The sequence below is a fragment of the Comamonas brasiliensis genome, from assembly GCF_018292285.1.
Taxonomy (GTDB): Bacteria; Pseudomonadota; Gammaproteobacteria; order Burkholderiales; family Burkholderiaceae_C; genus Comamonas; species Comamonas brasiliensis.
Genome location: NZ_JAANES010000001.1, coordinates 772,826 through 785,385 on the forward strand (window position 1 = coordinate 772,826; position 12,560 = coordinate 785,385).

Annotated in this window: 11 protein-coding genes; 8 read left to right on the plus strand and 3 right to left on the minus strand. The window is 63.4% G+C overall.

The window, feature by feature from the left end; all coding sequences use genetic code 11:
• Positions 1 to 132: 132 nt before the first annotated feature.
• Positions 133 to 1,644: a collagen-like triple helix repeat-containing protein gene (locus tag DJFAAGMI_RS25125; RefSeq protein WP_211455950.1), complete on the minus strand. Its 1,512-nt coding sequence runs from the start codon at positions 1,642 to 1,644 to the stop codon at positions 133 to 135.
• A 299-nt stretch (positions 1,645 to 1,943) separates the two neighbouring features.
• On the opposite strand from DJFAAGMI_RS25125, the gene DJFAAGMI_RS03515 reads away from it, so the two are divergent.
• A complete protein-coding gene (locus DJFAAGMI_RS03515) occupies positions 1,944 to 3,140 on the plus strand; it encodes an aminotransferase-like domain-containing protein (RefSeq protein WP_211455951.1) in 1,197 nt (398 codons plus the stop codon).
• Entirely contained in the window at positions 3,137 to 3,358 is a 222-nt protein-coding gene (locus DJFAAGMI_RS03520; protein WP_003056058.1) for a SlyX family protein, read from the plus strand. The genes DJFAAGMI_RS03515 and DJFAAGMI_RS03520 overlap by 4 nt, the downstream gene beginning before the upstream one ends.
• Before the next feature lie 225 nt (positions 3,359 to 3,583).
• On the opposite strand, the gene DJFAAGMI_RS03525 is transcribed toward DJFAAGMI_RS03520, so the two are convergent.
• Positions 3,584 to 4,555 carry an AraC family transcriptional regulator gene (locus tag DJFAAGMI_RS03525; RefSeq protein ID WP_211455952.1) on the minus strand — a complete coding sequence of 324 codons (972 nt, stop codon included), beginning with the start codon at positions 4,553 to 4,555 and terminating at the stop codon, positions 3,584 to 3,586.
• Positions 4,556 to 4,698: 143 nt separating this feature from the next.
• Between DJFAAGMI_RS03525 and DJFAAGMI_RS03530 the strand changes: the two genes are divergently transcribed.
• A complete protein-coding gene (locus DJFAAGMI_RS03530) occupies positions 4,699 to 5,871 on the plus strand; it encodes an FAD-dependent monooxygenase (protein WP_211455953.1) in 1,173 nt (390 codons plus the stop codon).
• 413 nt (positions 5,872 to 6,284) lie between these two features.
• Here DJFAAGMI_RS03530 and DJFAAGMI_RS03535 read toward each other — a convergent pair whose 3' ends face one another.
• Positions 6,285 to 6,809 (minus strand): MarR family winged helix-turn-helix transcriptional regulator, encoded by a 525-nt coding sequence (locus DJFAAGMI_RS03535; protein WP_211455954.1) that lies wholly within the window; start codon positions 6,807 to 6,809, stop codon positions 6,285 to 6,287.
• A gap of 178 nt (positions 6,810 to 6,987) precedes the next feature.
• Here DJFAAGMI_RS03535 and DJFAAGMI_RS03540 point away from each other — a divergent pair, with 178 nt between their 5' ends.
• The 5 genes from DJFAAGMI_RS03540 (at position 6,988) to DJFAAGMI_RS03560 (ending at position 12,536) form a co-directional block, all read left to right on the plus strand.
• A complete protein-coding gene (locus tag DJFAAGMI_RS03540; protein WP_211455955.1) occupies positions 6,988 to 7,971 on the plus strand; it encodes a Bug family tripartite tricarboxylate transporter substrate binding protein in 984 nt (327 codons plus the stop codon).
• Between the two features lie 115 nt (positions 7,972 to 8,086).
• A complete protein-coding gene (locus tag DJFAAGMI_RS03545) occupies positions 8,087 to 10,393 on the plus strand; it encodes a xanthine dehydrogenase family protein molybdopterin-binding subunit (protein ID WP_211455956.1) in 2,307 nt (768 codons plus the stop codon).
• Entirely contained in the window at positions 10,386 to 11,267 is an 882-nt protein-coding gene (locus tag DJFAAGMI_RS03550) for an FAD binding domain-containing protein (protein WP_211455957.1), read from the plus strand. Before DJFAAGMI_RS03545 ends, DJFAAGMI_RS03550 begins: the two co-directional genes overlap by 8 nt.
• On the plus strand, positions 11,264 to 11,743 hold the full coding sequence (locus DJFAAGMI_RS03555) for a (2Fe-2S)-binding protein (RefSeq protein ID WP_043004150.1): 480 nt from the start codon (positions 11,264 to 11,266) through the stop codon (positions 11,741 to 11,743). Before DJFAAGMI_RS03550 ends, DJFAAGMI_RS03555 begins: the two co-directional genes overlap by 4 nt.
• Positions 11,733 to 12,536: an SRPBCC family protein gene (locus DJFAAGMI_RS03560; RefSeq protein WP_211455958.1), complete on the plus strand. Its 804-nt coding sequence runs from the start codon at positions 11,733 to 11,735 to the stop codon at positions 12,534 to 12,536. The genes DJFAAGMI_RS03555 and DJFAAGMI_RS03560 overlap by 11 nt, the downstream gene beginning before the upstream one ends.
• Positions 12,537 to 12,560: the final 24 nt, after the last annotated feature.

Consider the following 12,560-nt stretch of genomic DNA (forward strand, 5'->3'; position numbering starts at 1 on the left):
AAGTCCCTCCTGTTCTATTTTTATGGCTCTCATTGTTCCCTACATCCCCAGAACTGGGTATGGGGCTGTCGTAAAAAAGCCCGCCTGAAGGCGGGCCAGGCTCAAGCGGTGCACTGGCCACCGCCGTTTCCCTTACTTGCTGGTGGCTACCGCTCCACCGCCCAGGCCAAGCGCCAGGTTGCCACCCAGCAGACCGCCCAGCAGGCCGCCCGAGGCGCTTGCGCCACCTGCAGCACCTGCGCCAGCCGTGACATTGGTCACGCCGCCCAGCACGCCGCCCACGAGGCCGGTGACCGTGCCCACGGTATTACCGACCAGGCCCGTGACTGCGGTGCCGGCATTGCCACTGCCTCCTGCTGCTCCGCCTGCTGATCCTGCGACACCGCCGACCAGCCCGGTCACGCTGCCCAGTACGCCGCCGACCAGATTGCCTGCTCCTGCAACTGGGCTGCCGGCATTGCCGCCGCTCACGCCACCGGTCACGCCGCCCACCAGGCCCGTGACCGAGCCCAGCACGCCGCCGACGATATTGCCGGAGCCGCCGGTAGAGCCACCCGTGCCGCCCGTGACATTGCCGAGTACGCCACCGAGCAGGCCGCCGCTAGGCGTGCCGGGACCTGTCGCCACGCCACCCAGGCCGGCCACGGTCTGGCCGACACCCGAAACCACGCCGCCCAGCGGAGCCACAACGGGAACGCCGGTGCTGGTGACGGAAGCTCCCACATGATTGACCACACCGCCCACGGTGCCCAGCAAGCTGTTCACTGGCTGGCCCAGGCCCGTGGTCTGAACCAGATTCTGGGTGGTGCCCAGGACGGTGCTCAACACCGGCGTTGCGACCTGGCTGACCTGAGTGGTCAGACCCGAGACCAGCGGGTTGCTGGTCAGCTGAGCAACCGTGCCTTCGACGCCGGAAACGGTGGTGCCGAGGATTTGCACCGTGCCGCCCGCCAGGCCCGCCACATCGCCGACCACGCCAAGCTGAGGGGTGTCCAGCGCACTGACTGTCTTGCCTGCCGAAGTGACCGCAGCGCCCAGATAGCCGACGGCGGGAGCCACGCCTTGCAAGGTGGTGCCTATGGGGTCGGCCGTCTTGCCGATTTGGCCCAGGCCCGCACTGACGCCACTACCGACGCTGTTGACGGCATTGTTCACGTTGCCAAGAATGCCGCTGGCAGGCTGGGCCACACCGCTCAGAGGCGTGCCGCTGGTGGCCGTGCCCAGAGTGGAGGTCACGATATTGTTGACATCGCTGATGACGCCGGTGGTGCCGGTCAGCGTTCCCGTGACATCGGCCACGGTTTCGCGCACGGGAGTCAGCGGGGTGCTTGCAACTGGCGGATTGCCCGTGCCGCCATCGCCGCCACCGGTGTTGCCGCCACCGGTACCGCCGCCCGTGCCCCCACCCGTACCGCCGCCGGTACCGCCACCTGTGCCACCACCGGTACCACCGCCTGTGCCACCACCGGCAACAACGTCGCCGCCGCCGGTGCCGTCGGGTCCGAGATCACTGCGCAAGGAGCCGCTGGAGCCGCAGGCTGCCAGGCTGGCAACCAGAGCCACGGCACACAGGCTTCGCAGACTTAACGGGGTCTTGCCGTTGATAGCGACAGACAAGGCCTTGCTGGTAAAACTAGTACGCATAAATCCTCCATCCCAAAAACAAGTGAAAAAATCCGTTAAATACGCGGTCCGTGGATCGGTAGGCGTATGTTCTTGTCAGAGGCGTGGCGCTGTCCAATTCAAAGTTTGAGACACGAAGTTATGCGCAATTAACAATTGCTATCAACTTCAATATATCGGTAGGAGTTTGATTACTTGCTGCATGGAATAGCGCCTACATAAAAGCCACTTCCTGTCTCTGGGGCGTTTCGCGCGCCACAATGGAAGCCTGCCGCTCAAGCAGCGACGAGATTCCTGTAGCGCTTTAACCAAAAAAACGTATGCAATTTGCCAAACGACTCGATAACGTAGAAACCTCTGCGATCCGCGAACTCTTCAAGCTGCTGGGCAAGCCCGGAATCATCAGCTTCGCGGGCGGCTTCCCGGACAGCGCCATGTTTGACGTAGCCGGCATCAGCGCAGCCTCTGCCGCTGCCCTGCAGCAGGAGGCGGGCGCCGCTTTGCAATACGGTGCGACCGAGGGCTATCAGCCGCTGCGCGAGCAGCTGTCGGCCTTCATGGCCGGCAAGGGAGTGCCCGATGTGGCGCCCGATCAGCTCGTCGTCACCACGGGCAGCCAGCAGGCACTGGACCTGCTGGGCAAGACCATGCTGGGCGAGGGGGACAAGGTCATCGTGGAAGGGCCGACTTTCCTGGCCACGATCCAGTGTTTCCGTCTCTATGGCGCGCAGGTGATTTCCGCGCCTGTGGATGAGCATGGTGTGAAGACCGATGAGCTGGAAAAGCTGATTGCCGAGCACAAACCCAAGCTGGTCTATCTGATTCCCACCTTCGGCAACCCCAGCGGAGCCATGCTGAGTCTGGAGCGCCGCAAGAAGGTGCTGGAACTGGCCGTCAAGTACCAGACGCTGGTGGTGGAAGATGACCCCTACGGCGATCTGTATTTCAACGAAGCCCCGCCAGCCAGCCTGCTTTCGCTGACGCGCGAAGTTCCCGGCAGCCGCGAGTGGCTGGCCCACTGCGGTTCCTTGTCCAAGGTGCTCAGCCCCGGCCTGCGTATCGGCTGGCTGATCGCCCAACCCGAATTGCTGGCTCGCGCCGTGATGTGCAAGCAGTTCAGCGATGCCCATACAAGCACCTTTGCCCAGGCCACCGCCGCCCAGTACCTGAAGTCCGGCGTCATGCCTCAGACCCTGGCACATGTGCGGGAGGTATACGCCAAGCGCGCCAAGACCATGGGCGATGCACTGCGTGAGCAACTGGGCGATGCCATCGAGTTCGTGCAACCTGCAGGCGGCCTGTTCATGTGGGTGCGTCTGACGGGAGCTCGCGGCCAGCTGGCGGATGCCGGAGTGCTGGCCAAGAAGGCCATCGAAGAGGGCGTGGCCTTTGTGCCCGGTGCTCCGTTCTATGCGCAAAACCCCGACGCAGCGAGCTTCCGCCTTTCGTTTGCCACTGCCGACGAAGACAAGATTCGCGCAGGTATTGCCCGCCTTGCCAAGGCACTCAAGGCATGAGCGACAGCCAGGAAGCGCTGCAAGAGCGAATCATGGAGCTGGAGATCAAGGCCAGCTACACCGAGGATTTGCTCGAGCAGCTCAATATGACGATTTATCGCCAGCAGCAGCAGATCGATCTGCTGATTGGCGAAGTGCGAGAACTGAAGCGCCAGGCGCCCGAAGGCGGCGGTGCGGCGGTGCGTAATCTGCGCGACGAATTGCCACCGCATTACTGACTGCGGCTGTGCCTGGAATTGCCGCTTGAGCTGCGGCAGTTTCAAGATGCCTGCGGAGGTTCGAGCCGCAGGCATCTCCGCTGCGGCGGCCTTCTCTGTTGGCGCAAAGCGGGCTTTGCCCGCATGAGATCGTGAGCCAGCGCATCACAGAGTGCCTATTTCTGAGTTTGAGGGAGGCCGGCTGCTCCAGCCAGGGATTGCCGGCCCGGCAACGGCCGCAGGGCCTTATTTCAGCGCCGCAAACTCTTTTCGGAGCGCCTGGCTTTTGCGCTGGTAGGCACGTGGCGGCAGGCCGCACCAACGCTTGAAGGCGCGGGCAAAGACGCGCTCCGATTCGTAGCCGCAATTTTCGGCGACCTGTACCAGAGGCAGGCCCGATTCCAACTGCTGGGCAGCATGGGCCATGCGCTGCTGCAGCAGATAGGCCATGGGCGATGCGCCGACCAGGGCCTTGAATTTTTCGGCAAAGCGCGAGCGCGACATGGCGGCTTCCCTGGCCAGGGTCTGCAGGGTCCAGTCATGGCTGGGGTTGCCGTGGATGGCGGCCAGGGCCGTGGCAATCTGCGCATCGGCCAGGCCGCGCACCCAGCCCTGTTCACTCTCTTGCTGAGCGGCGAAATAGTTGCTCAGCACATGGACCATGGCCAGTTCGCCAAGGCGCATCGCCGCCAGACGCCAGCCGGGGCGCCGTGCCAGCGAGTCCTCTATCAGCGTTTGCAGCACATGGCCCAGGATGGCCGGCGGTGAGGCTTGCTGTGCCGGTATATGCAGTAGCGGTGGCAGCAGGGGCAGGATGGTGTGGCGGCAGTGGGCCGATATCCATAGCAGCACCGAATCGATGCGGCTGCTGGCCCCGCTGCCGCCATGCTCGAAGGTGAGGGGGTTCTCGTCCTTGGGACCCTGGGCAAAGCGCTCGATCATCTGGGCGAACGAAATCGGTGGCAGCGCCAGATCCGAGGCCATCACATGCGGGCTGCCCAGCGGCAGCAGCACCAGATCGCCCGGCATGACCTGTACCGGAGCCTGGCCTCGTACCTGCAGCCAGTATGGCTGCCCCTGGCCGACGCGGATCATGGTGCCAGGCACGCCTTCGGAGGCCAGTGCCCAGGGGGCGTTCAGGAAAAAGCGGGCCGTTACCGCACGCTCGGCCCGGCAGATGGCCAACACATCGCTTAAGTGGTCGCTGCTTTGCTTCATGGAGGATTTGGGACGATTTGTGCCATTTTAAGGATGTGCTGCGCTTCACGCCGCAGCAGCTCTTGCCGACACTGGCTGGCACCGGGATCAGGGCGCCTGCATGGACCGACCCGAGAAACCCATACCCATATCAAGGAGCAAGCATGAGCAAGACAGGACTGAAGATAGGCATTGTGGGAGGCGGCATCGGCGGCCTGGCCGCCGCCAATGCGCTGCATAACTGCGGACACCAGGTGACGGTGTTCGAGCAAAGCCAACAATATCTGCGCGTAGGGGCCGACATCAATCTGACGCCCAACGCCGTGCGCGCTCTTGATGGTCTGGGTGCCGGCATCGCGGCAGCCACCCGTGCCTCGGCGGCGCGTCCCACGCACCGCATCAGCCGCAACTGGGATAGCGGCGAAGAAACCTCGCGTCTGACGATGGGCAACGAAGCCGAGCGCCAGTACGGCGCGCCGCAGCTCACCATCCATCGCGCAGATCTGCTGGCGGCACTGGCCGATGCCTTTCCCGGTGATCAGGTGAAGTTCGGCAGACGCGTCAGCCGGATTGCCCAAGACGATGCCGGCGTTGCCGTGGAATTTGCCGACGGCGCGCAGGTTGAGGGGCTGGATGCGCTGATCGGCTCGGACGGAATTCATTCGGTGGTGCGTTCCGCACTGTTCGGCGCCGAGAATCCGCGCTTTACCGGTGTGGTGGCGTTCCGTACCGTGGTGCCTACCGAGCGCGTACGCGATGTTCCCGATATCGGGGCCTTCACCAAATGGTGGGGGCCGACTGCGGAGAGTCAGATCGTGACCTTTCCGCTGAACCAGGGGCGCGATACCTTTATCTTCGCCACCACGGCACAGGAATCCTGGCACGAGGAGTCATGGACCACCGAAGGCAGCGTGAGTGAGCTGCGCGGCTTTTATGCGGGCTTTCACCCTCATGCGCGAGCCTTGCTGGACGCCTGCGACAGCGTGCTCAAGACCGCTTTATATGAGCGCGATCCGCTTGCGCAATGGTCGCAGGGCCGGGTGTCGCTGCTGGGGGATGCCAGCCATCCCATGATGCCGTTCATGGCCCAGGGCGCCGGCATGGCGATCGAGGACGCCGTGGTGCTGGCGCGCAATCTCGATGCAGCGCAGGACGCCGACGGCGTGCCGCAAGCCCTGCAGAACTACGAGGCCATGCGTAAGCAGCGCACCAGCCAGATTCAGATCGGCTCGCGCGGCAACAACTGGCTGCGGGCTGGCGGCAATGCCGACTGGGTCTACGGCTATGACGCCTGGCAGGTGGCCTTGCTGTCCGAGACCTCGGCCTGCGCGGTCTGAGTGGCCGGCTGCCCCCGGCAGCCGTTCTGGTCGATGGCGTGCTGCTGAGAGGCCTGCAAGCTCGCATGCGCGAAATCCGTGGTATGCAGGCCTGCGCTGCGGCCAGATCTGTCCAAAGGCGCTGGACGGCAGCATGGCGAGGCGCGATGCCTCGCTGCGATTCGGGCTGAGCCTGCGCGGCATTTCAGGGCTTGCCTAGCGCTGACTTGGACGGCCTTGCGGCGAGCGAGGGCCAGCGGTTTCTGATGCCGCGCGGGAAGCTGCGGCTTAGGGCCCTATTTCCCGGAAATACGTGCCACTGGCGCTTTACTGACGCTGCGCCGCCCTGTGCGGCCTAACCTGCTGGCCCGGCGCTTGCGTGTGCATGTATTGCAGCAACTGCTCGGTGCTTGCTCGACACGCGACATCCCGTTTTACTCCAGACCCGCTTCGTCGTCGGCGGACCCGGTGGCTGTTTGTTCGCAATGTGCACGCAAGCGCATCAAGGCCCGGTACATGGCGTTGCGCTCATCTTCGGGCAAGGCCCGAATGGCGGCAGCCTGGCTGGCACGCGCCAAGGGCATGACCTGTGCATGCAGGGCCTCGCCCTGTTCGGTGATCCGGCAAAAAATCTTCTTGCGCGGCGTATTGCCTTCGCCTTGCAGATCCACCAGACCTTTGGTTTGCAGCCGCTTGAGAGCGCGGCTCACCAGGGCCTTGTCCGAAGTGGATTGGATGACCAGATCCGAGAAGGCCAGCCGCCTGGCGTGGGCAATCAAGGCCAGCAAGCGCCACTCCGAGACCGTCAGATCGTGCTTTTCGGCATAGGGCACGGTAATCGTGCGCCGCAGAGCATTTCCCACCTGGCTCATCAAGGTGGTGATGAAGTCGTCCACCGTCAATCCGTCGCCTTGCGCATTGAGCTGCGACCAGGGCGTTTCGCATGTTTTCTTGTTCATGCGCCATTGTTTCACCCGAAATAACAAATTCAGATGTCAATAGTGAAAACGGCAATTTGATCGATCAACTATAAGCGTATAACTCCGTTTGTTGTTTCTCTCGCGATTCAATGTTTCATTAATGAATCAATTGAGATGAAAAGTCAGATTTATACCCACGGCCCAAGGAGAGGCGACCATGTCAGTTGATAGACGCCAGTTTTGCTTTACCGCGCTTGCCTGCGGCACGCTGCTTGCGCAGCCGGTGCTTGCTGAAGAGACTTATCCGAGCAAGCCCATCACGGTGATCGTGTCTTACCCGCCAGGCGGGGATACCGATGCAATCGCCCGCCTCTTTGCCGACAAGCTCAGCCACAGGCTCAAGCAGACCGTGCTGATCGACAACCGCCCGGGTGCTGGCGGCGCGATAGGCAACGGCATGGTGGGGCGTGCACGTGCCGATGGCTACACCTTGCTGTTCACTCCCAACCCCTTCACCACCGCGCCCCTGGTCATGAAGCTGTCGGGCGCTGCAGCCTACGACGTGCTCAAGGGCTACGAAGCCATCATCAACACCGCCACCCAGCCCCTGGTGCTTGTCACAAGCCCCAAGCTCGGTGTCAAAAATCTGCCTGAGCTGATTGCCAGGGCCAAGAGTGGCGCCACCGTGTCCTATGCCAGCCCCGGTGCCGGCTCGCCCATGCACATCGCCGGCGAATGGCTGAACAAGGCCGCAGGAGTCAAGCTGTCCCATGTTCCATACCGCGGCGTCGGGCCCTCTGTGACCGATGTGGTGGCCGGCCATGTCGATACTGCCTGGGTCACTTTCGGGCCGGTGCGTCAGTATCTGGACTCCGGCAAGCTGCTGGCGCTGGCCATAGGCGATACCCGGCGCTCATCGCTTGCGCCTGCCGTGCCGACCTTGACCGAGCTGGGCTACAAGGATGTGGTGGTCGGCGCCTGGAACGGCTTCTTCGCGCCGAAGAAGACGCCTCCAGCGGTGATCAATCTGCTCAACGAGCACCTCAATGCCATTTTGCGAGAGCCCGAAGTCGTGGAAAAGCTCGCCGTCTTCGGTGCCCTGCCTGCAGGCGGATCGCCCAAGGTACTCAGCGATCTCAATCAACGCGAGTACATGGTGATGGGCCAGGCCATCAAGGAACTCGGCATCGTGGCCGAGTGAAACCGGTGAATCGCGTAGGCCCAGGTCTGGGCGATTCGAACTGACCTCTATATGACTGACGTGGCAAAAGCCTGGGGTCCGCAGCGACCCGGGCTTTCTGTCGCGAGGCACGGATATGACATCTGCTCTTTCATCTCGATCCACGCTGGGCATGGACACTCCACAGGTAACGGCCAAGGCCAAGGTGCTTGGCCGGGCCGTCTACGCAGGAGATCTCAAGCTTGCCGGCATGTTGCATGGCAAGGTTCTGCGCAGCCCTTACCCGCATGCGCGCATCGTTCGCATAGACACTGCCGAGGCGCGCGCGCTGCCTGGCGTCAAGGCGGTTCTGACCGGCGAGGATGCTCCCGCCACTCTCTGGGGGGCGCATCACAAGGAACGCGCCGTCCTGGCCAAGGGGGTGGTGCGTTATTGCGGCGAGGAGGTGGCCGCCGTGGCCGCCGTGTCCGACGAGATCGCACGCGATGCGCTGGATCTGATCCGGGTCGAGTACGAAGAGCTGCCCGCCATTCTCACGCCCGAGGAGGCCATGGACGAGGAGGCCTTCGGCATCCACCCGGGACGCAACAATGTGGCCCAGCATATCCAGTTCGAGCGCGGTGATGTGGAGGCCGGCTTTGCCGCCGCGGATCTGATTCACGAAGCCACTTACACCACGCATTCTCAGTACCCCGGCTACATGGAGCCCATGGCCACGGTGGCTTCGCTGGACCCCGATGGCCGACTGGTGCTCTATACCTCGACCCAGGCCGTGAATCTGGTGCGCATGCAGGTGGCCATGACCCTGGGTCTGCCCATTTCCCGTGTGCGCGTGATTCAGGCCGCTACCGGAGGCGGCTTCGGCGGCAAGATCGTGGAGGACGACAACCAGTTGCTGGCCGGCCTGCTGGCCTTGCATACCCGGCGCCCCGTGCGGCTGGTCAACAACCGGCTGGAGGACTTCCAGGCGGCATGTGCCAGCGTGCCCGAGCGCATCACGCTCAAGCTGGGCATGCAGGCGGACGGCCGCATAGTCGCCAAGCAGGTGGGCATTGTTGCCGAATGCGGCGCCTATGCCGGCCTTGCCGGCGATGTGATGCATGTCAGCGCCATGCGCAGCGACAATATGCACCGCAATCCCAATGTGCGCTCGCAAGCGACGCTGTACTACACCAACAATCCGCCGCGCGGCGCCTTCCGTGGCTTTGGCGGAACCCAGATGCAGTTCGCGCTCAACAGCCATATCCACACCATGGCGGAGAAGCTCGGGCTGGACCCGGTGCAGGTGCACAAGATCAATGCACTCAAGGCCGGTGAAGTCTCGATCCACGGCTGGCATATCGGCAGCACCGGGCATTTGGAGTGCATAGACCAGGCCACCGAAGCCATCGCCTGGTCAAGCAAGCGCCAAGCGGCCAAGGACACGGGCACCAAGCGCCGTGGTGTGGGCATGGCCGCAGCCATGCATGTGAGCGGCAACCGCACCATAGGCAACTGGGACGGATCGACGCTGGTCATCAAGATCAACGAGGACGGTCGCGTCTTTCTCATCAGCGGTGAATGCGATATGGGCCAGGGGGCGAGCACCATGCTCAGCCAGATCGTGGCCCATGAACTGGACCTGCCTTTGGCCGATATTCATGTACTTGCGCCCGATACCGATGTCTCTCCGGTGGCCGTGGGTACTCTGGCTTCGCGCGTCACCATGTCGGGCGGCAACGCGGCCATCATCGCTGCGCGCAAGGCGCGTCAGGAGTTGCTAAGCCTGGCTGCCGAGCGTCTGGGTGCGCCGCCCGATGCGCTGACGCTGGAAGGCGGTGCGGTCTACGTGAGTGCGGAGCCAGAACGCCGCAGCACCGTGGCCGAGCTGGCACGCCAGCATATCTGGCGCCATGGTGGCGGTGGCATCCAGGTCACCGGGACCTGGGACCCCAAGACCGTCATGCATGACGACAAGCTCTACGGCAATATCGCCGCTGCTTACTCCTACGCTGCCCAGGCCGTCGAAGTCGAAGTGGATATCGAGACCGGGCAGGTCAGCGTCATCGACAGCTATGTCGCCGACGACTGCGGCAAGGCGCTCAACCCGATTGCGATTCACGGCCAGACCAATGGTGCCACCGTCCAGGCCATAGGCTGGACGCTGTATGAGCAGCTGCACTACGAGGGTGGACGCCTGGCGAACGGCAACTTCGCGGACTACAACATGGCTACCGCCGATGCGGTTCCCATGCTGCGCGGCGGCTTGGTGGAGTCCAACGATCCCAACGGCCCCTATGGCGCCAAGGGGGCCAGCGAGACTGCCATCCTGCCAGGCGCCCCGGCCATTGCCAACGCCGTCTATGACGCGATTGGCGTGCGCATCACCGATCTGCCCATCACCCCGGAAAAAGTGCTGGCCGCATTGCACGCCAAGCAGCAGCAAGGAGCAAGCCATGCGTGAATTTGATTTTGCGGAGCCCCGCTCGGTAACGGAGGCCAGCCAGATGCTGGCCGAGTACGGCGACGATGCACGCATCATTGCGGGCGGATCTGCCTTGATGCTGGCCATGCGCCAACGCATGCTTGCACCCACGCACCTGATCTCGGTGGCAGGGATGCCCCGGCTGCATGGCATCGATTTCGATCCGTACCAAGGTCTGCGTATCGGGGCCATGAGCCGTCATATCGATGTGGCTCGCTCCGAGCTCGTGAAAGCGCATGCACCGGTGCTGGCCAGGATGGCCGCGCAGGTGGCCAATCCTCAGGTGCGCAACCAGGGCACGATTGGCGGCAATCTCTGCTATGCCGACCCTTCCACGGACCCGCCCGGCTGTCTGATGGCCCTCGATGCCTCGGTCGTTCTGGGCAGCACACGCGGAGAGCGCGTGCTGTCGATGGAAGAGTTCCTGGTCGACTACTACACCACGGCCATGGAGAGCGATGAGCTGCTGCTGGAAATCCGGGTGCCGCTGCAGGCGCCCGGCACCAAGGGGGAATACACGCGCTTTCTGCGCACGGCAGCAGAACACCGGCCCCTGGTCAGCGTGGCCCTGGTCGTGCAAAGAGAAGGGCAGACATGCCATCAGGCACGTCTGGCCGTGGGCGCATCCACACCCATTCCCACCAGGCTGCGCCGCGCCGAGGACTGCTTGCGTGGCAAGACCGTGAATGCGCAGCTTGCTGCGCAGGTCGCCGCCATCGTGGCCGAGGACATCCAGCCGGTCTCGGACCTGCGCGGCAGCAGCGAGTACCGCCGCGCCATGGTGCGCTCGGTGACCCGCCGCACGGTCTCCACGCTGTTCGGAATCGATATCAATGAAGGAGTTGCCGCATGAGCACGCATCGCATCGAATGCCAGGTCAACGGCGAATCGCACAGCGCCGAAGTCGCATCACGGCGACTGCTATCGGATTTCTTGCGGGACGACCTACACCTGACCGGCACCAAGCGGGGTTGCGAGACTGGAACCTGCGGCGCCTGTTCGGTGCTGCTGGACGGTGAAGTCATCAAATCCTGTCTGATGCTGGCCGTGCAGGTTCATGGCCGCAGCATCACCACCATCGAAGGGCTGGCTGCCGATGACCAGCTGCATCCCCTGCAGAAGAACTTCATGCAGTGCGGCGGTCTGCAATGCGGCTACTGCACGCCGGGTTTCATCATGGCCTCCTGCGACCTGCTCAAGAACACGCCTCAGCCCAGCTGCGAGGAAGTGCGCCACGGCCTCAGCGGCAATCTCTGCCGCTGCACTGGCTATACCCAAATCGTCGAGTCCGTGCTGCATGCAGCACAGGAGATGCATCATGGAAATTGAAAAAACCCTGACCGTTTCAGCCCCTCCCCAGCAGGTCTGGGATCTGCTCCTCAATCCCCGGATCATGGCCGGCGCCGTGCCCGGAATGAAGTCCATCGAGGTCATCAGCCCCACGGAATACGTGGCGGAGATGCACCAGAAGATTTCCTTCATCAGTGCCAAGTTCAAGCTCAAGACCAGGATCGTCGAGCAGAAGGCTCCGGAATACATGCGCGTCGAAGGCACGGGCGAGGATGCGTCGGTGGCCAGTTCGCTCAAGCAGACCAGCGAAGTGTTTCTGACGCCTGCGACCAACGGTGGCACGGAGTTGCGCATCAAGGTCAATGTGGACGTACTGGGGCGACTCGGGGCTTTTGGCCTGTCGGTCATGAAGACCAAGGCCGACCGCCTGTGGGAAGAGTTCGGCAGCAATCTGGCGGCGCGCATAGAGGCCGGTGACCAGGCTCTCGATGCGCCCGGTGCGGCTTCGCTGGCGCCGGTTGCGCCTGCTGTGGCCAGGCAGGCCGTCACCCGGCTCGAAGTGGCTCCTGTTTCTGCTCCCGATCCTGCCCCAGCGCCGGCTCCCGGCCCGGTTCCGCGAGATCCCATGGATGCGGCCATCACCGCCAGCACCGAGGACGCAAGCCCTGATGCCGGCTGGTGGGCGCGCATCTTCGGCACTGCCCGCAACACGCGCAACTCCGGCCAGTTCATACGCGTAGAGGTGCGTCAACTGGACAAGACGATCTGTGTCGAGTGGCCTGTCTCGGCCGCGTCCGAATGCAGGGAATGGCTCAGGTCGCTGCAGAAATAAGCGCTTTTCCCCGTAGACCAGGAA